The sequence below is a fragment of the Bradyrhizobium sp. BR13661 genome, assembly GCF_029892425.1.
Classification (GTDB): domain Bacteria; phylum Pseudomonadota; class Alphaproteobacteria; order Rhizobiales; family Xanthobacteraceae; genus Bradyrhizobium.
The window spans coordinates 257,160-276,957 of sequence record NZ_JARXWB010000008.1; the positions used below are offsets into that span (position 1 = coordinate 257,160).

Here is a 19,798-nt window from a genome sequence, read left to right on the forward strand (position 1 = left end):
TGGTTGCGCTTACTGCGGATGGATCATGGTGGGATCGTCGAGATCGATCTCGCTGTCGGCGTCGGCGGCCCCCTTGTTGGTGTCGACGGTTGCGTAGACCGACATGCCGGCGCGGAGCAGATTCTGCCGCGCGACCGATTTCGGCACGCGGATGCGGACCGGCACACGCTGCACGATCTTGGTGAAGTTGCCGGTGGCATTGTCGGGCGGCAGCAGCGTGAACACCGAGCCCGCGCCCGCCGCGATGCTGTCGACGACACCAGAGAACTTGCGCATGCCGTAGGCATCGACCTTGATCGTCACCGGCTGGCCGGGACGGATGCGCTTGAGCTGCGTTTCCTTAAAATTGGCGTCGATATAGACGTCGTCGAGCGGCACGACGTTGCCGAGCCGCTGGCCGACCGCGATGAAGTCACCAGCGTTGACGAGACGGTTGGAGAAGGTGCCGTCGACCGGCGCCCGCACTGACGTGAAGGCGAGATCGCGCTCGGCCTTGGCCAGCGTGGTCTTGAGCTCGGCGAGTTGCGCCTGCGCTTCGGCCTGCTGGGCCTTGGCGACGTCGACATTGCTCACGGCAACGTCGTAGGCCGCCTGCGCGGCCTTGACCGCGGCGGCGCCCTGGTCGCGGCCGGCTTCCGAGGTCTCGAACGTGGCGCGCGAGGCGAAGCCCTTGTTGCTCAGCGCCTGCTGGCGCTCATAGTCGAGATCGGCGCGCTTGAGGCCGGCTTCCGCCGAAACCAGTTGCGCCTTGGCCTGCGCGACCTGGCTGTCGAGCGCCGCGATCTGGCGGCCGATGCGATCGATGGTGGCCTGCTGGGTCGCGATCCGGGTCGCGGCGGCGTCGACTGCGATCTTGTAGTCGCCGTCGTCGATACGCAGGATGGTGTCGCCGGCATGCACCAGCGTGTTGTCGCCTGCGAGGATCGAGGAGATATGGCCGGCCACGCGCGCACCCAGCATGGTGTTGTTGGCGCGGACATAGGCGTCGTCGGTCGAGACAAAGAAGCGCCCGACCAGCGTGTAATAGCCGGCATAGCTTGCCGCCGCGAGCGCCAGCACCAGGCCAATGCCCATCATGACGAATTTGCGCTTGCCGGATTTTGCCGCGACAGCGGCGGGCGCGGATGCGGTCGGGGCCGGCTGGTCGGTCACGGGCTTCTCCGGCACCTCGCCGGTGCGGCGCTTGGTCTCCTCGGCCACGTGAGAGCGCAACTGCTCGGCGAGAACAGCGGATTTCTCGAGCGCCGCCTCGCCATTCGCCGAACTCGTCTCCACCGCTTCCTGGCGAAGGACGCGCGCAGCCTGGTCTCTCGATGTGGCCATAAAGGCCTCCCCAATAAAACGCGATCCGGGGCATCCGTCGCACGGCTGCGATCCCGTTCGCCCATCCCAAATAGCATTGACCGAACGGTTCGGTCAATATACTTAATATTCCCGGGCAGGACCCTACTGGCCCGAATCCTTTATTCAGGTTTCATGCTTCGAACCCGACCCAAAAACCTTCCGAGACGCTGAACCAATGGTTGTAGCCGGCCCCGAATCTGTGCGCGTCCTCCAGGAGGAGGACAGCTCCAAACGCCGCCAGATCCTGGCCGGCGCCCGCAAGGTGTTCATGGATCTGGGTTTTGACGGCGCCAGCATGGGCGAGATCGCGCGCGCGGCCGGTGTCTCCAAGGGCACGCTCTACGTCTACTTCGCCGACAAGAGCGCGCTGTTCGAGGCCATCCTCGAGGAGGAAGCGCTCTTCCACGGCCAGGTCGTGTTCAATTTCGACCCCGCCCGCGATGCCGAGACCACGCTGAAGGACTTCGGCCAGGCCTATCTGCATCTGATCTGCCGGCCCGGCGGCGGGTCGGCCATCCGCACGGTGATGGCGATCGCCGAACGTATGCCCGATGTCGGCCGCCGTTATTATGTCTGCGTGCTGGAGAAGACCATCCGCCGACTCTCCGACTATCTCAAAGCCCATGTCGGCCCCGGCGATCTTGCGATCGACGATTGCGACCTGGCCGCCTCGCAGTTCATGGAACTCAGCAAGGCCTCGCTCTTCCTGCCGCTCATCTTCCAGGCCGCGCCGCCGCCGTCGGAAGAGCGCATGGCGGAAGTGATCGACAGCGCGACGCGGATGTTCCTGGCCGCGTACAAGGCGAAGTAACGGCAGCAGGCGGCGCGTTGCGCGTGCGCCGCGCGGCACTATAGTAAGTGCCATGTCCCGTGATCTTCGCCCGCCGGTCGATATCCTCCATTATGAGATCGTCCAGGAACAGGCCTCAGCGCTTGGACGGATGGGCCGCGCACTCGAACAAGCGCTGACGCAATTGCGCGAATTCGATGCCGTTCACGCAGCTTCCGAGACGCCGGCCGCGATGCAGCCGGCCAGGCGCAAGCTGGTGATGGAAGCAGGCCAGGCACTCTGGATGTTCGTGGTCCAGCGCGAGGCGACGGGCTTGCGCGACAGCCGCCACATCATGCGGACCTACAATGTCCCCGCCGAAGTGCAGCTCTGCATGGGGCTGGCGCCGGCGCCGAACACCGCAAAGCTCAAATCATGATCACCCCTGGTCGCCATCGCGCACTTGTGCAGGACGTCTGGAGCGAGCCGGCTGTCCGCACCGCGATTGCGGACATCGTTGCCGACGCCATCGCGGATTTCGATCCTGACGCATATTGGCCCGGTCATCCCGGCGACGATGGGGTGGGAGACGGCAACCCCAGCTTCTACTTCGGCGCGGCGGGCGTGATCTGGGCGCTCGACTATTTGCATAGCGTCGGCGTCGGCCCCGTTGCAAAGGACTTTCGAGCAGTCCTGCCGAAACTCCTCGAACGGACCACCGCCAGATTCGAGAACAATTCGCCGGCCGGCTATGCCAAACACGGCTCATTGCTGTTTGGCGACATGGGCACCGCACTTCTCGCCATGCGGCTTGCTCCGACGCCGGCCCTGGCCGATCTCGTCCACACGCGGGCCGAAGCCAATAGCGGGCTGCCGATCCGCGAGCTGATGTGGGGCATGCCCGGATCCATGCTGGCTGCGATCCACATGGCCGAGATGACAGGCGAGCCGCGTTGGCGCGCCCTGTTCGAAGCGCAAGCAGCCCGGCTGCTGGATGATCTGGAGGAAACGCCGCAAGGCCGGCTCTGGACCCAGGATCTTTACGGCGCCAAGGACCGCTGGCTTGGGCCGGTGCACGGCTTTGCCGGCAATATCATCCCGCTGCTGCGTGGATGGGACTGGTTGACGCCGGCACAGCAGGCGCTGGTCACCGATCTCGTGCCGAAGTCCTTGGCGGCGAATGCGTGGTCGACCGAGTTCGGAACCAATTGGGGCGCGCGAAGCAAGCGCGAGACGCTGCCGACCTTGTGTCAGCACTGCCACGGCGCTCCCGGCATGGTGACGACATTTGCCGACGCGCCGTTCGCGACGCCTGACTTTGACGAACTTCTGCTCGATGCCGGCCGGTACACCTGGGCGGCCGGACCGCTGACCAAGGGTTCGAATCTGTGCCACGGCACCGGCGGGAACGGCTACGCATTCCTCAAACTCTATCGCCGCACAAAAGATCCGGTCTGGCTCGACCGTGCGCGCCAATTCGCGATGACCGCCATCGTTCAATATCGCGGCTCCAAGACGGCCGTCGGCCGCGGTCGCTATTCGCTTTGGACCGGCGACGTCGGCCTCGCGATCTACCTCTGGGACTGCATCACCGGCGAGCCGCGCTTCCCGACGATCGACGTATTCTGATCCGAGCGGCGGCTAATCGTCCGAGAACTCGTCTTCCTCGTTGATCTTGTCGTGCTTGCCGCTCTTGCGCGCGCCGAGCGCGCCGGTGACGTAGGGATCGCGCGAATGCGCGTAGGGACTGCGGCCACCCGCACGTGCGGCGACCTCTTCGCCGGAAACCGCGGCGGGCTGGCAGATCAGCCGGCGGCTGGCGCGGCGCATCAGATCCACGTGGATGTGATCGTAGTGATAGACGTTCGAGCCCGGCGCCAGCACCGTCGTGAAATGCGCGCACGCGCCGGCTTGCACGTCGCGCAAGAACCCCTGCTCTTCCGGCATGCCGCGCCAACCGTCCTTCACCGTGATGCGACGGCCATCGGCAAGCACGAAGGCTGCCACATCGAGCGCGTTGCCGAAGGCGTGCTCGGAGATATGGGCGTGGGGGTTGCCGTTCATGCCGCGGCAGGAATAGGCGGAGATCTGCTTGATCTCGACCACGCGGGCGCCGAACCAGCGCATCGCAGACGGCTGCACGCTATCGGCGAACCAGCGATCGAGTTCGGACACGATGGGACAGGCCAGCGTCGCGGTCGGCTTCACCGCGACCGGACCGACGGCGGTGACGGGATTGCCCTGCGCCGGACCCAGCCGCGGCAGCGGCTGCGCGGGCGCCTGCGAATACGGTGCCGGCTGCCGCGCCGGATAGCTCGGCGCATTCATGTAGCGCTCCGCACCCGCGGCATCGGTGCCCTCGGGCGGCAGATCGATCTCGTCGTCCTGCTGCGCGATGCCGGGCGCGCTCAGCGACACCGGACCTGATGAGGCGCCATAGCCGGCAGGCTGGCGTACCGCGCTTTCGGGATAGTTCGAGCGCTGCGGATAGCCGGAGGCCGGATAATTCGATTGCGGCTGCGTCACCGGCCAGCGCGGCTGATTGCCAACGTTCCCGGGCGGGCGCAATTCCTCGTCGGCAAAGCCATAGCTCGATGACGGGTCGCCGATCGCGGCGACCTTCAGCGGGAACTCGGCGCCGCACATGCCGGGGCCGGAGATCGGGTCGATCCGGACGATGTCCGCGCTCTCTTTCACGGCGCCCGATTTCAGGCACGCCGCTTCGGCCTCGGCCCGCCACGGTTCACGTTCGGCCTGGAAAAAGCCGCGTCCGCAACCCGCGAGCGAAACGAGGACGATGGAGCCGACGAGATACAAACGAACTCCGCGCGTCATGCGCGCACGTTCGGTGAATTTACTTAAAGACTCTTCAACGTGTTGACTTCAACGTTCCTTAACCATACCGCCCGCGGACAGCCGGCCGTGGTGGTCGTCATGCGTCATTCGTAGTTCGAGCACTCCGACCCCGTGATGCCGCCGATCCTAAAATTGCGGCACATCATGCCGGGATCGTCGGGGTCAGGATAGCGGTCGTCCTTCTCGTGCACGGTGTGGCTGAAGCGCCAGCCGCGAGCGCGCATGCAGCGCTTGTACTCCGCCGATGTCGGCGTGCCGTTCTTTGGTGCACCCAACTGCGCATCGCAGAACGAGCTGTCGATATCCAGCGCGTCGTGGCCGCGCTTCTGCTTCAGGACATTGGTCCAGACATTGGTGTCGGCGTGGGCCGAGATCGCGCTGCCGATCAGCAGCGCCGCGATGAGGGCGAGACGTTTCACATGCAATCTCCTTGCGTGCGTTGTCAGCCATGGGTCGCGCGCAAGGCGGATGCAGGTTCGGTGCAGGACGATTACGAATTGGACAGACGTGGAGCTGCGCTCCGCTACCGCCAGGTCGTGGTGAGCTTCTCCTGCACCTCCTCGACCCGTGTCCAGTCATTGCCGGAACACCAGAAGTGGCCGAACGCGCAGGCTTCGACATAGAGCTTGCCGGAGTTTTTCAGCGTCATCGTCCCATAATAGGTATCGCCGCTGGAGCGACTGTAGATGTTGCCGGTCCAGACGTCGTGCGCTTGCTGCTTCATGTTGACCAGCACGTTCTCGCCCCTGGTCGACGTCCCGGTCAGCGCATAACCGCATAGCGCGGCGCCGCAACGTTCGATGCGGACCGGGCTCTTGTCACCGCTCTTGGCGCCATCGCTCTCCCACTCGCCGAGCGGCATATAGGCCGGGACGTCATCGCTGCGCGGCGCCGTCCCGACGGTCTGATCGGACTGCGGAACGATCGGCGTATCGTTCCGCGAGAGATCAACGCGTGGCGGGTTGGTGCTCAGCGCCTCGAATTTGGGCGCCTCGAGTTTGGGCTGCTGCGGCATCACCACGGGCCGCGAATTCGTCGCGGCAAGAACGGGGGCTGGCAATGGCGGCGGTGGTGGAGGCGGCGCGGTGACTGTTGCTTGAGGCGGCCGAACAGGCGCAGCGGGAGCAACCGGCTGCGGCGCCTGAACCACCGGCGCAGCTGTGGGTGCGGGCGGCGGAGCCGGCGTCGTGTCGGCATCCTCGAACGACTTGTGATCCGTGGAGATCGAAACGCAGGACATCGATCGGCAATTGCGCGGCGCCTCGACGCGAATGCGGTGGCCGTCGATCGTGAAATTGTAGGAACCGGCCTGCGCCGCGGACGCAACCGCAGTCAGTACGGTCAACGCGCCAAGCAAAGTCGCAGCAAGCCGCTTCATCGACGTCTCCCTCTTTGTCCCGGCGATGCTAGGCAGAAGAAGCGCTCACTGAATGTGCGCGGACTCACTCAAGCCACGGCACGGCGGTTGTGACGTCCATCACGGAAGGCCCGACTGCGCCGGTCTAGGGTCGAACCACATCCAGTCCACCACCGACTCCAGCCCATACCGGACCCAAACCCTTTCGGAGGTTGTCATGAACAAGCTCGCTATCGCCTTCACTGCAATGTTCCTCGCGTCGACCGCCGTCGCGCACGCCGGCAATGCGATCTCGTTTCAGATAGACGGCCAGCGCGTCCGCATCGAGAGGCCGCGCAATTGCTCGTCTCTCGATTGCCTCACCATCGCGACGCAAGATCTGTCGAACAAGTCGGACAAGTCGACCACAACCACGGCGCCGCCCGCGCCGGCTCCGATGCAGCAGCAGCCCGCACAGCAGGCGCCGGTGCAGGCCACCGCTCCGGCAGCTCCAGCTGCCCCTGCCGCTCCCGCAGCTCCCGTGATCGTTGCCGCCGCACCGTCCGTCGACACGACCACACCGCCCGCGCCCGTCGCACCTCCGGCACCTCCCGCACCAGTCGCTGCTGCGCCCGCTCCGGCCCCGGCGCCTGCAGTTGCTGCTCAGTCCGCGAACACGCCGGTCGGCGTGTGGGCGACCGAGGACAACAAGGGCAATGTGCGCGTCGAACAGTGCGGCACCAATCTCTGCGGCTATGCCGAGAAAACCAATGATCAGATCCTGGTCAACATGAAGCCCAGCGGCGCCAATTGGAGCGGTCGCATCCGCGATCCCAGGTCCGGCAAGAACTACGACTCGACGATCGCGCTTAAGAGTCCGAACGCGCTGCGCGTGCAGGGCGGTGCCTTCGGCGGCATGATCTGCGGCGGCGAAACTTGGAAGCGCGTGAGCTGACACCGGACGCCAGCGCCGCTGGCAAAGGTTCTTGTTCTCAAGATGGCGCCACGTCCCTTACCCCCGGGACGTGGCGTTTGCACGTTCTCCGGTCCCGTGCGACAGATGTTCATCCGCCATTCAGCAATCTCCGGCTGATATCAGCCAATCTCGCCTCGCGTTCTCACCGGGACCTCAATCGTGGCTTTGATGGTGGCTTGGCGCCGCTTCATGTTTGCTTTGCCGCTGCTGGCACTGCCGCTGGCCGGCGCGGACAATGCGCGCGCATCCGACGCGATCGAGCTCGCCCAGGCGCAGCCACAGGCACAAGCAACGCCCGTACCTTCTGCGACTCCATCGGCTTCGCCGACGCCGGCCACCGATACACAGTCCACCTCAGTCGAGCCGATCGGCAACGTCGCGACCGTCACGGGCATCGCAACCGTGGTCCGCGACAAGAACTCCTATCCGCTGAAGGTGCGCGACGACATCTATCTCAATGATGTCGTGCAGACGTCCTCGAACTCGTCGCTCGGCATCACCTTCAATGACGCTACCACGTTCAATCTCTCCGCCAGTGCCAAGATCACCATCGACAATTATGTCTATGAGGACGGCGGCAAGCAGAACTCGGCGATCTTCGACATCGGCAAGGGCACGGTCGCCTTCGTCGCAGCGGCGGTGGCGAAAACCGGCGACATGAAGATTGCGACCCCGACCGCTACGCTCGGCATCCGCGGCACCACCGGTGTCGTCGACGTGCCCGAGGGCGGCGCGGGCGCGCAGAGCGCCAACAACGTCAACATCAAGCTCTATCCCGACGCCGACGGCCGGGTCGGCCATATCGACGTCAACGACCGCGCCAGCGGCACGCGGCTTGGCGCGCTGACGCAAGGATCGAGCGGCTTTGCGATCCGGCCGGGTACGGCCGGCCCGGGCGGCACGCGCTTCGCAGCGGTGCCGATCACGATCCCGCCGCAACAGCTCGCGCGCGACCGCGGCTTCGTCAGCCAGGTGCATGAGGCGCAGACCACCGGCCGCCAGATCGTCACCGAGCAGCGCGACTTCCGCCGCGCCAACCCGACCGCAGTCAGCCGGATTCCGCGCCCGGCACAGCCGCCGCAACAACAGCAATTGCGGCCGAACCCGGCGCCGAACCAGCAGCAGCCGCAGCGGCCGAATGGTCAGCCGGGCCAGCCCGGTCAGAACAACCGTCCGGGTCAGCAGCAGCCGGGTTCGCCGAACCGCCAAGGCACGCAAAAAGGCACGCAACAGGGAACGCAACCAGGCACGCAGCAACCGCAGCGCCAAGGTGGTGCCGCGCAGCCGGGCACGCCGCGCGCCGGGCAGAATCAGCAGCAGCCGGGCCAGCAGCAAGGCACGGGGCAGCCGGCCGCCCAGCCGCGCACCGGACAAGGCACGCAGCCCGGTGCCACACCGCAGCCGCAGCGCAGCGGACAATCTCCGCAGCCCGGAGCGGTCACGCCGGCGCAGCCGAACGGCACCACGCCGCAAACGCCGCGCACCGGAGTGCAGCCCGCCGCGCAGCCGACGGCCCAGCCGCAACAAGGCGCCGCACCGCGCCAGCCCGGTTTCCAGCAGCGCCTGCCCGGCGCCCAACGCCCCGCCGCGCCGCGCAAACCGGCGCCGGCTCCGAAGGAAAAGAAGAAGCGGTAGAGAGCGCGCTCCAGCCTCTCCACCCGTCATTGCGAGCGCAGCGAAGCAATCCAGAGTCCCTCCGCGGAAAGATTCTGGATTGCTTCGCTGCGCTCGCAATGACGTTGTGGGAACAGCCGAACGGAAACCTCACGCCTCGCCGCGCAGCCAGGCCTTCACCTTCTGCAACAGGCCGTGCCGAAACTCGTCAACGGACGCCACCTCGGCCGGAGTCAACGTCTCCAAGGCCGCGTCGACATCATCGGCTGCCAGCGTTGGCGTCGGCTCGGGCGCGGGCGCGGGGGACGGCGCAAGTCCCGCCGCGGCAATGGCGATCGGGCCAACCTGGGTGAGGAAGGCGCGCTCATATTCACGCGACAGGCGCGCGAGCGCGTCGTCCAGCGTTACCCAGTCGACCGCCTTGATGTCACTCATCAGTTTGCGGACGGGACCGCCCTCGGCCTCCATCCGCCAGAAATGCACGACTTTCGAGCGCCCGCCCGACTGGTACACGAGCGTGCCCAGAAACTCGTGCATGGCGACCTCGTGGCCGGTCTCCTCCAGCACCTCGCGGTGCGCGGCCTCCTTCGGCGTTTCGCCGTCGTCGAGCTTGCCCTTCGGCAACACCCATTCATTGCGCTTGCGCTGACGCACGATGGCCATCAGCGGCGTGTCGCCACGCCGCAGCACAATACCACCCGCCGCCATGACCGGCGCCCGCGCCATCACAAGTCCCGTCGAATCGTCGTTTGGTCCCCACCGAAATTATAGACGCCCGGCGCGGCGGAATGAAGACTACTTCCTGCGAAGCAGGGCTTGCCCCGCTTGGATGCGCGTTCCCTCGGCTATCCCGTCGCAGAACGAAAAGTCACCCGGCGCCAGGATGATGATAGTCGAGCCGTGCTCGAACCAGCCGAGCTCCTCGCCCTTGGTCACGTTGACATCGCAGGGAAAATTGACCGGCCCCCTGGTCTGAGCGTTCAACACCATGTCGAGGAAGTGCAGCCGGATGCTGGCGACGAGAATCGCCGCCACCGGCACCAGCGTCACGGCCTCGCCGGTTGCCAGATGCGTGCGGATCACCGCGCGCTCGTTCTTGCAGAACAGGCGCTCGACCCTTTTCAGCGCAATCGGATTGACGTTCCAGACGTCGCCATGGATCAGCGTGACGCGCTCGATATGCGCGTCGTACGGCGCATGAAAGCGATGATACATGCTCGAGGTCAGCCGCAGGGTCACGAAGCTGCCGTTGCGGTGCTGCTCGACCAGTGCGGGGTCGCCAAGCAGATCGAGCAACGAATAGGGCGCGCCCTTGACCTGGAACAGCTCGGTGTCGGCGATCCGGCCATGGGCGCCGACGATGCCGTCCGAAGGGCTGGCAATCACGGAAGCATCCGGATCGAATGGCCGCAGGCCCGGTTTCAGCTCCCGGGTGAAGCAGTCGTGGAGGCTGGTGAAATGGTCCTTCTTCGCCTCCGACAGATCGAGGTCGGAGAACAGCTTCCAGAGCGCGATGGAGCCGTCCCGCACCAGCGGGTTCTCGATCTTGGAAAACCAGCCCATGAAGCGGGTCAGCGCCGCGCGGGGGATACGGTTGGTCAACAGGAAGTTGAGATCTTCCTGCTGGGTGAAAGAGGCGATGAGGGCTTTGACTGTCATGAATCTGTCAGCTGGTCCGGTTAGCGCTTGTTGTCATGGAAACGACACTCCCGATTCTCTCATTTTCCGTGGCCGCCGCAGCGTCTGCTGCCGCCGTCCTTCCGAAGATCAAGGCGCGGGTCGAGCTGTCCCGCGCCAAGCACCGCTCGCTCGCCGGACACTCCAAGATGTCGCGCCGGGTGGCCAAGCTGCTGCCGTTCTACGAGTTCGAAGGTGACAAATACTTCGGCTGCGACGGCGCGCCGGCGAACGTGGTGATGCAGCGCAAGGACGCCTTCTTCCGCCTCGCGCGCATCTATGCCGATCGCTACCCCAAGGGTCGCACGATGACGAAGGAGGCGGCGGAGACGATCTCCGACCTCAACTTCACCGAGAGCTACCGCGTGCCGTTCCAGTTCTCGCGTCTCGTCCGCGAGCATCTGGGCACCTCGACCTTCATGGAATCCTCGAGCGGTGTCACCGTCACCGATGTCGACGGCAACACCTCCTACGACCTCACGGGGTCCTACGGCGTCAACATCTTCGGTAACGACTTCTACAAGGAGTGCATCGAGGGCTCCGAGAAGCGCGCGCATGCGCTCGGCCCGGTGCTCGGCCCCTACCACCCCGTCATTCTCGAAAACGTGCAGCGGCTCTGCCAGATCTCGGGCCTCGACGAAGTCTCGTTCCACATGTCCGGCACCGAAGCCGTCATGCAGGCGGTGCGCCTCGCGCGCTACCACACCAAGCGCACGCATCTGGTTCGTTTCGCCGGCGCCTATCACGGCTGGTGGGGCGACGTGCAGCCCGGCGTCGGCAATCCTATCCCAGCGCACGAGACCTACACCCTCTCCGAGATGTCGGAGAAGACGCTGCACGTGTTGAAGACGCGCAAGGACATCGCCTGCGTGCTGGTCAACCCGCTGCAGGGCCTGCATCCGAATGTCAACGCGCCCGGCGATTCCTCGCTGGTCGATAGCTCCCGCGGCGGCAATTTCGATCGCGCGGCCTACACCGAATGGCTGAAGAAGCTGCGCGAAATCTGCACCGAGCGCGGCATTGTCTTGATCTTCGACGAGGTCTTCGTCGGCTTCCGTCTCGCTGCCGGCGGCGCCCAGGAATATTTCGGCGTCAAGGCCGACATGGTGACCTACGGCAAGAGCCTCGCCGGCGGCCTGCCGGTCGGCGTGGTCTGCGGCAAGCGCGACCTGATGCGCCGCTTCAACGACGACCGCCCGGCCGACATCTGCTTTGCCCGCGGCACCTTCAACTCGCATCCCTACGTCATGACGGCGATGGACGAGTTTTTGAGCCGGCTCGCCAGCCCGAACTTCCGCGCCATCTACGATGGTCTGGATGCGACCTGGAACGGCCGCGTCGCCAAGCTCAACAAGATGATGAGCGACGCCAAGCTGCCGGTGCAGTTCGCAAACTTCTCGTCGATCTGGACAGTGAAATACACCACCCCGTCGCGCTACAACTGGATGCTGCAATATTACCTGCGCGCCGAAGGCCTGGCGCTGAGCTGGGTCGGCACCGGCCGGCTGATCTTCAGCCTCAACTACACCGACGCCGACTTCGCCGAGGTCGCCGATCGCTTCGTCCGCGCCGCCGAGAAGATGAAGGCCGACGGCTTCTGGTGGCACGATGGCGTGCTCACCAACAAGAACATCAAGCGGCAGATCCTGAAAGAGATGCTGGCCAAGCGCTTCGGGCGCTGAGGCCAGCTCTTTCCGCACAACCACAACCACCGTCATTCCGGGGCGGCTCGAGGAGCCGAACCCGGAATCCCGAGATTCCGGGTTCGATGCTGCGCATCGCCCCGGAATGACGGAGCTAGCGGCAGCCCCCAAGACGTGGATGCCCGGCACAGGGCCGGGCATGACGTAACCATCAGACATCGGAGTGCTTGTTAGGCGCGGCGCGCTCAGGCGTGCTGCTCTTCGAGAACAGGCTCGTCGATGAAGCCCAGCGTGTGCTCGGGGTTGAGATGCAGGCCCGGATCCATCAGCTCGCCGCGCATCAGCGCCACCGGAGCGCTGCGATAGAGCATCAAATCGTGGAACGGGTCGGTCAGGATCTTGGTCATCCAGACGAGGCCGGTCTCGACGTCGCGGATGAAGAACAGGTGCACGGTGCGGAACAGCAGACCGCCGCCGCCGATCACCAGCCAGATCTTGGCGACCTGCCGCATGAAGTCGGCCGCTGTCGCCCACGGGGTGAACAGGCCGAACAGCGTCGGATCGACCACCAGCACCAGCGGCGACAGCGCCCAGATCGCCATCAGCACGACCTTGCGCTGAAGGTTGTAGCCGACCTTGATGTCTTCCTTGTACTCGTGCGTCGCCTGGTTGATGTGGTCGTAATCATGCGGCTCGAAGAAGAAGTGTCCGGCCTGGCGCGAGGTCATCGAGACCAGCCAGCCGACCAGCGCCGAGATCATGGGATCGACGAACAGCCAGACATAGGCAAAGAGGAAGCTCAGCGCGCTGACGAAGTGCAGGCTCTGATTGATGCGGCTGTGGTGATAGTAGCGATGGTCGTCCCAGCGCTGGATCCGCAGCTGCTCGAGGTAATTCTTGATCATGATCTCCCCCAAAATGCTTTCGGGTTCAGGATTTACAGGGATTCGATGTACGCCGTGTGACATCATCATTTTGTCATATGACGAAGCAGCGACGCGGTGACGCACGCGAATGCGTGAGCGGCGGACAGGCCGCCGCTCTTGCAGCCCGCTCAGGCTGCCTTGGCGACGTCGACCTTGCGGAAGCGCACCAGCGAGAAATGACCGAGCGGCGGAATCAGGCGACGCTCGGCGAGCTCGATGCCATGCGCGCCGGCGAGCCATTTGGCATAGCGCGACCAGGCGAACTCGGCGGTGCGGAAGCCGAGCGGACGCACCACCGGCTGCAGCTTCTGTTCGATGAAGCGGCGCATGCCGGTGTCGGCGCTGACGCGGGTGAGGATGATCAGCTCGCCGCCCGGACGCAGCACGCGGGCGAATTCGTCGAGCGCCTTCTCCGGGTTCGGCACGGCGGTGACGACATATTGTGCCATCACGACGTCAAAGGAATTGTCGGGGAATTCGAGCTTCTCGGCGTCCATCACCGCAAGGCCCTCGACGTTCTTGAGGTTGCCTTCGCGAACGCGACGGCGGGCCTTGTCGAGCATCGCATCCGAAATGTCGGTGCCGAAGATGCGCAGATTGGGGGCATAGAGCGGCAGCGAAATGCCGGTGCCGACGCCGACCTCGAGCACGCGACCGCCGATCTTGTTGGTGGCTGCGATCGCGGCCTGACGGCCCTTGGCGAACACACCGCCGAACACGAGATCGTAAACGGGCGCCCAGCGGTCATAGGCCTGCTCGACCGAGCCACGGGTGAGGTCGAGCTGCTGGGTGCCGTCAAGGTTCATGATCTTAGCCATCGATGAGGTTCTCGCTGTGGGTCAAAATATGGATCAGCCACGCACTGGCCGCCGCGCCATGACGGGCGAGGCGCGCAGGACGCGGCTGGGCTGGAGTGAGGTGAGATTGCCGACGAACTGGCGCGCGCTGTTTTCCCAGGAGCGCTCCAGCGCGAAATTGCGGCAGGTCTCGCGCGACATGGTCAGCGCGCGCAGGCACGCGGCACGCAGATCATTGTCGATTGCGCCGATCGGATGATCGGCGATGACGTCCTTCGGCCCCGTCACCGGAAACGCGGCAACAGGTGTACCGCAGGCGAGCGCTTCGAGTTGCACCACGCCGAACGTGTCGGTGAGGCTCGGGAATACGAAGACGTCGGCGGCGGCGAGATGCGCGGTGAGGTCCGCGCCCTTCTTCTCGCCGAGGAAGACGACATCTGGGTACTTCTTCTCCAGCGCCGCCTTTTGCGGACCGTCGCCGACGACGACCTTGGTGCCGGGCAGATCGAGCGAGAGGAACGCCTCGAGATTCTTCTCGACCGCGACGCGGCCCATGGTCATGAAGATCGGGCCCGGCAGGTCGAGCTTGGCTGGGGAATCAGGATGGAACAGCTCGGTGTTGACGCCGCGCCCCCAGAAGCCGAGCCGCTTGAAGCCTCGGGCAGCAAGCTCCTGCCGCAGCGACGGCGTGGCCACCATGGTCATGGCGGCGGCATCGTGGAAGTGGCGCAGCACGGCATAGCCGACGGCATCAGGGATGCCGGTCCGCACCGAGACGTATTCGGGAAAACGCGTCGTATAGGAGGTGGTGAAGGCGAGCCCATTGCGGCGGCAATAAGCGCGTGCGGCCCAGCCGATCGGGCCTTCGGTGGCGATATGCAGGGCTTCCGGCGCGGCCTTCTCGATCCGCCGCGCGATCTCTTTACCGCTCGGCAACGCAATGCGAAGGCCCGGATAGGTCGGCAGCGGCCAGGACCTGAAGCCCTCAGGCGTCAGGAAGTCGATCTCGACATCGAGGGCCCTGGCGGCAGCCGCCAGCGAGGTCAGCGTCCGGACCACACCATTGACCTGCGGATGCCAGGCGTCAGTCGCGATTAATACCCGCATGGGGAAATCCCGAGAGTTTGATGATTCTCGGGAAACGACCATCAACGAAGGATATTTCAGGCGTGTGACGTCACATAAGTGTCGGCCCACTGTTTTGTTCGTTAACGAACCTCCGCGGCCACGAAACTGTCATGAAACAATCCTTGCCGGGATGAAACCGTTTTCGGTTTTCCGCGCAAACGTCCCGAAACTTCTTTCCGTTAGTGAATTAGGCAACGGAGCACCGAAACGGTGCCGGGGTGACCAAGAAACACCAAGCAAACAGGGGCGACCAATGTTCAATCTGGACACGTTCAAGACGTATTCGCGCGCCGCTGCTTTCGGCGCAGTGGCTGTGACCGCCATCGCGTTCGCCGGCCCGGCCAAGGCCGCGCCCGTGCAGCTCTTCCCCTTCTTCCAGCCGCTGCCGATGATGCAGCCGGTCGAGCCCTATCAGGCGCCGACCTATCAGGCCGCGCCGTCGGAAGATCAGGACGCCGTCGAGACGCCGGCGCGCTTCCGCCGCCAGACCGTCAGCTACTCAACGCGTGAAGCCGCGGGCACCATCATCATCGATACGCCCAACACCTATCTCTACTACGTGCTCGGAGGCGGCCAGGCGATCCGCTACGGCATCGGCGTCGGCCGCGACGGTTTCACCTGGTCCGGCACGCAGTCGGTGACCAAGAAGGCCGAGTGGCCGGACTGGACCCCGCCGCCGGAAATGATTCAGCGCCAGCCCTATCTGCCGCGCCACATGGCCGGCGGCCCCGGCAACCCGTTAGGGGCCCGCGCCATGTATCTCGGCGGCACCGTCTACCGCATCCACGGCACCAACGCCCCCGATACGATCGGCAAGCACGTCTCCTCCGGCTGCATTCGCCTGACCAATGACGACGTCTCCGACCTCTACTCCCGCGTCAACGTCGGCACCAAGGTGATCGTGCTGCCGATGACCGAGCGCCGCGCCGAGCTTCGCTAACGCAAGGCGCTCATCAGCGAACAAAATTGCGAACGGCCCCGGCTATGTCGGGGCCGTTTTCCTTTTCGCCACGCAGTCCGTCATGAGATATCATTGCCCGCATGATCCGACTGCTCACGCCCGCCGACGCTGCTCTCTACCGCACAATCCGGCTGGAAGCGCTCGCGGCGCATCCCGAGGCTTTCGCCAGCACTTTCGCGCGCGAGCAGGAGAAGCCGCTCGCCTGGTTCGAGGAGCGCCTCACCAATTCGGACGTGTTTGGCGCCTTCATCGACGGCGAGATCGTCGGCATCGCCGGCTTCCACCGGCAGGATGGTCCCCAGACCATGCACAAGGCCCATCTCTGGGGCATGTATGTGCGACATCAGGCGGGGAGAGCGGGCGTTGGCCGGCGTCTCGTCGACACGGTGATTGCCCATGCCGCAGAGCGCGTCGAGAAACTCCAGCTGAGCGTGATGAGCAGGAATGAAGCGGCGTTGCGCCTCTACAAGGCCGCCGGCTTCGTCGAATACGGCCGCGAGGTGAAGGCGCTGAAACAGAACGGCCGATATTTCGATGAAGTGCTGATGGAATTGTTCGTCGACGGAAGCGGCAAATAGCGAAGACGGCCCCGGGGCTGGGATCAAGGCCGTCTTCGCTCTGCAATGATGACCGCGCTCTATGCCCGCCCGGCGCGCCGCCCCGAGATCAGCCGCAGCCACGCCGCCGAATGAAACGCGCTCATCAAGAGATACATCGGCGCCATCCCGCCCGGCGACAGCCAATGACCGCCGGAGCAAAGCATGTCCGCCGGGCCGCCGCCGATCACGGCCGTCAGCACGGCCATGATCGCAAACGTTGGGGTGGCAGCAAGTCCCAGCCATCGGGCGAACTGAGATGCGGCCTCCCTGCCGTCACGGCTGGCGCCGGCGGGATGGACCTCGGTCACTGCGCGCCCGGCGCACGGAGGGCGATTTCACCCACGTCGGTGATCTCGACCCATTTCTTGTCGGGCTCGCTACCCTCCTCGTAATTGTCGTTCCAGTTCCACCATTTGTAGGTCGGCGTCTGCGGATAGCCGGCCGGCGAATCCTCCCAGACCTCCTGGCGGCCGAGCGGCGTGATGTCGAGATAGTTCCAGGTGCCGCCCATCTGCTCGTCGCCGCGGCTCTTGATCAGATAGGTGCGGAAGACGCGCGTTCCGTCGCGGAAGAACACGTTGGTGCCGTGCCACTCGTCGACGCCGAAATCGGCATCGAAACTGTCGGTGATGGTGACCCACGGAATGTTCCAGCCCATCCGCTGCTTCAGCCGCGCGATATCCGCTTGCGGCGCGCGCGAGGCGAACACCAGCGTGGTATCGCGGGCATTCAGGTGCGACACATGGGCGACCTGGTCGGCCACCATGGAGCAGCCGCGACAGGCATGGTCGGGCCAGCCGAACACGCCGGGCTCGAAGAACGCCCGGTACAGGATCAGCTGGCGCCGGCCCTGGAACAGATCGAGCAGGCTGGCCTTGCCACTCGTCTTGCCTTGGGGCACCTCGAATGCGTAGGTTTTGGTCACTTCCATCCACGGCATGCGCCGTCGTTCGGCGGCGAGTGCGTCGCGGGCGCGGGTATGCGCCTTTTCCTTCACGAGCAGGAGCTGGCGGGCAGCCTCCCACTCCTCCGGCGAGACCACCGGCGGTGTTAGCATGGCGCCCTGTCCGTTCGTCGCTGCTTTGTTTGCTGTTGTCATCATGGCTCTCCAAATCTCTCGCTCACCGCACATCGTCGGCCGTCGACGATTTCTGGCACCAACCGGTTGCGCGGTGGGAGTAACAAGTGTGGCGGGATTTTCATGGAGTCGCTGATCACGGCCGCCGCACGCGCCCTCGAGGCCGGCGATCCGCTCGGCGCGCTGAACCGCGTCGCATTGCGCAACGATGCGCCTTCGCTGGCGCTGCGCGGCATTGCGATGGCGCAGCTCGGCGATCTCGCGAAGGCAAAGACGTTGCTGCGCAACGCCGCACGCGCCTTCGGGCCGCGCGAGGCCGTCGCGCGCGCCAGATGCGTGGTGGCCGAGGCCGAGATCGCATTGGTCTCGCGCGACCTGAATTGGCCGGCGAAAACGCTCGCGGCGGCGCGGGCGACGCTCGCAAGCCACGGCGATCTCGCCAATGCCGCCCATGCCGGTCATATCGAGGCGCGCCGCCTGCTCCTGCTCGGGAGGGTCGACGAAGCCGAGCGCACCCTGGCCGAGATCAGCGCCTGCCCGCTTCCGCCTGCATCCCAGGTCGTTCGCGAGCTCGTGGTCGCCGGCATCGCCATCAGGCGGTTGAAATCGAAGCAGGCGCGCAACGCACTCGATCTGGCAGCCAAGGCCGCGCGGCAAGCCGGGATCCCGACGCTGTTGGCCGAGGTCGACAGCGCGAGCCTCATCCTGAATACGCCGGCCGCGCGCCTGATCGCGCGCGGCAGCGAGCATCCGCTGCTGCTCGGCGAGGTCGAGCGCCTTGCGACCTCGACAGCGCTCGTGGTCGACACCTTTCATCATGTCGTGCGCAGGCAAGGCACGGCCGTGTCGCTCGGAACGCGGCCCGTGCTGTTCGCGCTGGCGCGGCTGCTGGCGCAAGCATGGCCCGCCGATGTCTCGCGCGAGGCGCTGATATCGGGCGCGTTCCAGGCCAGGCACGTCGACGAGTCGCACCGCGCGCGCCTGCGCGTCGAGATCGGACGGCTGCGCACCCAGCTCAAGGGACTCGCCGAGATCAGCGCCACGAAACAGGGATTTGAGCTGGCGCCGCGGAAGACGCGCGACGTCATCGTGCTGGCCCGTCCCGTCGAGGAGAAGCACGCCGCGGTCCTCGCCATTCTTGCCGACGGCGAGCCCTGGGCGAGCTCGGCGCTCGCGCTTGCGCTTCAAATGAGCGCACGCACGGTGCAGCGCGCCCTTGATGAGCTGGCGCGGTCGAACAAGGTGCAATCGTTCGGACACGGACGGGCGCGCCGCTGGATGACGCCGCCGGTGCCGGGATTCCCGACAGGCTTGTTACTCCCCTCGCCGCTCTTGAAGACGTAAGATGATTGATCGCCGCACCGGGACCACACCAAGGACGACACGATGAAACGAGCACCCGCCGAGATCATCCGCGAGTACGGCCCTTTCCCGGGCGTCAAGGCCGTGCATGGCGTCACCTATGACGGCAGCCATGTCTGGTTCGCGTCCGGCGACAAGTTGAATGGCCTCGATCCGGCGAGCGGCAAGATCTCACGCTCCATCGACGTCGCCGCCCATGCGGGCACGGCGTTCGACGGCCGCCACCTGTTCCAGATCGCGGAGGATCGCATCCAGAAGATCGACGCGGCGAGCGGCGCGGTGGTCAGTACGATCCCCGCACCCGGCGGCGGCGGCGATTCCGGATTGGCCTGGGCCGAGGGCTCGCTCTGGGTCGGGCAGTATCGCGACCGCAAGATCCATCAGGTCGATCCTGAAACGGGAAAGATCCTCCGCACCATCGAAAGCAAGCGCTTCGTCACCGGCGTGACCTGGGTCGACGGCGAGCTCTGGCACGGCACCTGGGAAGGCGACGACAGCGACGTCAGGCGGATCGACCCTGACACAGGCAAGGTGCTCGAGCAGCTCGACCTGCCCGCCGGGACCATGGTCTCGGGGCTGGAATCCGACGGCGGCGACCAGCTGTTCTGCGGCGGCGGCGACAGCGGGCGCGTGAGAGCGGTTCGCCGCCCCAGGCGCAGCTAGAAGCGCGCAGCCAGCACGAATAAACCGTAACAGCGCGGCCGCCGCAATTAACCCATTTGCCCCAATTCC

General features: G+C 65.4%; 21 protein-coding genes. 10 read left to right on the forward strand and 11 right to left on the reverse strand.

Annotation, left to right across the window (positions count from 1 at the left end):
* Nucleotides 1–9 precede the first annotated feature (9 nt).
* On the reverse strand, nucleotides 10–1,323 hold the full coding sequence (locus tag M2427_RS16320) for an HlyD family secretion protein (RefSeq protein ID WP_280707435.1): 1,314 nt from the start codon (nucleotides 1,321–1,323) through the stop codon (nucleotides 10–12).
* Nucleotides 1,324–1,519: 196 nt separating this feature from the next.
* On the opposite strand from M2427_RS16320, the gene M2427_RS16325 reads away from it, so the two are divergent.
* Genes M2427_RS16325 through M2427_RS16335 form a run of 3 tightly spaced genes read left to right on the forward strand, consistent with a single transcriptional unit; the run spans nucleotide 1,520 to nucleotide 3,742 of the window.
* On the forward strand, nucleotides 1,520–2,155 hold the full coding sequence (locus M2427_RS16325) for a TetR/AcrR family transcriptional regulator (RefSeq protein ID WP_280707436.1): 636 nt from the start codon (nucleotides 1,520–1,522) through the stop codon (nucleotides 2,153–2,155).
* 52 nt (nucleotides 2,156–2,207) lie between these two features.
* On the forward strand, nucleotides 2,208–2,552 hold the full coding sequence (locus tag M2427_RS16330; RefSeq protein WP_280707437.1) for a DUF6665 family protein: 345 nt from the start codon (nucleotides 2,208–2,210) through the stop codon (nucleotides 2,550–2,552).
* On the forward strand, nucleotides 2,549–3,742 hold the full coding sequence (locus M2427_RS16335) for a LanC-like protein (RefSeq protein ID WP_280707438.1): 1,194 nt from the start codon (nucleotides 2,549–2,551) through the stop codon (nucleotides 3,740–3,742). The genes M2427_RS16330 and M2427_RS16335 overlap by 4 nt, the downstream gene beginning before the upstream one ends.
* Nucleotides 3,743–3,754: 12 nt before the next feature.
* Here the strand turns inward: M2427_RS16335 and M2427_RS16340 are convergent, their stop codons facing one another.
* From M2427_RS16340 to M2427_RS16350, 3 genes are all read right to left on the reverse strand, one after another.
* Nucleotides 3,755–4,948, reverse strand: a complete 1,194-nt coding sequence (locus M2427_RS16340; RefSeq protein ID WP_280707439.1) for an extensin family protein — start codon at nucleotides 4,946–4,948, stop codon at nucleotides 3,755–3,757.
* Nucleotides 4,949–5,052: 104 nt separating this feature from the next.
* Nucleotides 5,053–5,388, reverse strand: a complete 336-nt coding sequence (locus M2427_RS16345; protein ID WP_280707440.1) for a hypothetical protein — start codon at nucleotides 5,386–5,388, stop codon at nucleotides 5,053–5,055.
* 104 nt (nucleotides 5,389–5,492) lie between these two features.
* Nucleotides 5,493–6,347 (reverse strand): DUF2147 domain-containing protein, encoded by an 855-nt coding sequence (locus M2427_RS16350; RefSeq protein ID WP_280707441.1) that lies wholly within the window; start codon nucleotides 6,345–6,347, stop codon nucleotides 5,493–5,495.
* 196 nt (nucleotides 6,348–6,543) lie between these two features.
* Here M2427_RS16350 and M2427_RS16355 point away from each other — a divergent pair, with 196 nt between their 5' ends.
* Nucleotides 6,544–7,260, forward strand: a complete 717-nt coding sequence (locus M2427_RS16355) for a DUF2147 domain-containing protein (protein WP_280707442.1) — start codon at nucleotides 6,544–6,546, stop codon at nucleotides 7,258–7,260.
* A gap of 189 nt (nucleotides 7,261–7,449) precedes the next feature.
* Complete coding sequence (locus M2427_RS16360; RefSeq protein ID WP_280707488.1) at nucleotides 7,450–8,916, forward strand: FecR domain-containing protein; 1,467 nt, start codon at nucleotides 7,450–7,452, stop codon at nucleotides 8,914–8,916.
* A gap of 129 nt (nucleotides 8,917–9,045) precedes the next feature.
* Here the strand turns inward: M2427_RS16360 and M2427_RS16365 are convergent, their stop codons facing one another.
* Together M2427_RS16365 and asd are read right to left on the reverse strand one after the other, a co-directional pair.
* On the reverse strand, nucleotides 9,046–9,621 hold the full coding sequence (locus M2427_RS16365; RefSeq protein ID WP_280707444.1) for an NUDIX hydrolase: 576 nt from the start codon (nucleotides 9,619–9,621) through the stop codon (nucleotides 9,046–9,048).
* Nucleotides 9,622–9,690: 69 nt separating this feature from the next.
* Nucleotides 9,691–10,554, reverse strand: a complete 864-nt coding sequence (gene asd / locus M2427_RS16370; RefSeq protein ID WP_280707445.1) for an archaetidylserine decarboxylase — start codon at nucleotides 10,552–10,554, stop codon at nucleotides 9,691–9,693.
* 35 nt (nucleotides 10,555–10,589) lie between these two features.
* Here asd and M2427_RS16375 point away from each other — a divergent pair, with 35 nt between their 5' ends.
* Complete coding sequence (locus M2427_RS16375; protein WP_280707446.1) at nucleotides 10,590–12,254, forward strand: aminotransferase class III-fold pyridoxal phosphate-dependent enzyme; 1,665 nt, start codon at nucleotides 10,590–10,592, stop codon at nucleotides 12,252–12,254.
* Nucleotides 12,255–12,460: 206 nt separating this feature from the next.
* Here M2427_RS16375 and M2427_RS16380 read toward each other — a convergent pair whose 3' ends face one another.
* From M2427_RS16380 to M2427_RS16390, 3 genes are all read right to left on the reverse strand, one after another.
* Nucleotides 12,461–13,120: a hypothetical protein gene (locus tag M2427_RS16380; RefSeq protein ID WP_280707447.1), complete on the reverse strand. Its 660-nt coding sequence runs from the start codon at nucleotides 13,118–13,120 to the stop codon at nucleotides 12,461–12,463.
* 149 nt (nucleotides 13,121–13,269) lie between these two features.
* Entirely contained in the window at nucleotides 13,270–13,959 is a 690-nt protein-coding gene (locus M2427_RS16385) for a methyltransferase domain-containing protein (protein WP_280707448.1), read from the reverse strand.
* Nucleotides 13,960–13,992: 33 nt separating this feature from the next.
* Nucleotides 13,993–15,045, reverse strand: coding sequence for a glycosyltransferase family 1 protein (locus M2427_RS16390; protein WP_280707450.1), 1,053 nt, complete (start codon nucleotides 15,043–15,045; stop codon nucleotides 13,993–13,995).
* 274 nt (nucleotides 15,046–15,319) lie between these two features.
* Here M2427_RS16390 and M2427_RS16395 point away from each other — a divergent pair, with 274 nt between their 5' ends.
* Both M2427_RS16395 and M2427_RS16400 read left to right on the forward strand, forming a co-directional pair.
* Nucleotides 15,320–16,006, forward strand: a complete 687-nt coding sequence (locus tag M2427_RS16395) for a L,D-transpeptidase (RefSeq protein ID WP_280707451.1) — start codon at nucleotides 15,320–15,322, stop codon at nucleotides 16,004–16,006.
* Nucleotides 16,007–16,107: 101 nt separating this feature from the next.
* A complete protein-coding gene (locus tag M2427_RS16400; protein ID WP_280707452.1) occupies nucleotides 16,108–16,605 on the forward strand; it encodes a GNAT family N-acetyltransferase in 498 nt (165 codons plus the stop codon).
* A gap of 59 nt (nucleotides 16,606–16,664) precedes the next feature.
* Here M2427_RS16400 and M2427_RS16405 read toward each other — a convergent pair whose 3' ends face one another.
* Nucleotides 16,665–16,934: a hypothetical protein gene (locus M2427_RS16405; RefSeq protein WP_280707453.1), complete on the reverse strand. Its 270-nt coding sequence runs from the start codon at nucleotides 16,932–16,934 to the stop codon at nucleotides 16,665–16,667.
* Complete coding sequence (locus M2427_RS16410) at nucleotides 16,931–17,728, reverse strand: thioredoxin family protein (protein ID WP_280707455.1); 798 nt, start codon at nucleotides 17,726–17,728, stop codon at nucleotides 16,931–16,933. Before M2427_RS16410 ends, M2427_RS16405 begins: the two co-directional genes overlap by 4 nt.
* Before the next feature lie 99 nt (nucleotides 17,729–17,827).
* Here M2427_RS16410 and M2427_RS16415 point away from each other — a divergent pair, with 99 nt between their 5' ends.
* Both M2427_RS16415 and M2427_RS16420 read left to right on the forward strand, forming a co-directional pair.
* Nucleotides 17,828–19,048 carry a helix-turn-helix domain-containing protein gene (locus tag M2427_RS16415; protein WP_280707456.1) on the forward strand — a complete coding sequence of 407 codons (1,221 nt, stop codon included), beginning with the start codon at nucleotides 17,828–17,830 and terminating at the stop codon, nucleotides 19,046–19,048.
* 42 nt (nucleotides 19,049–19,090) lie between these two features.
* Complete coding sequence (locus M2427_RS16420) at nucleotides 19,091–19,729, forward strand: PQQ-binding-like beta-propeller repeat protein (protein WP_280707457.1); 639 nt, start codon at nucleotides 19,091–19,093, stop codon at nucleotides 19,727–19,729.
* Nucleotides 19,730–19,798 lie beyond the last annotated feature (69 nt).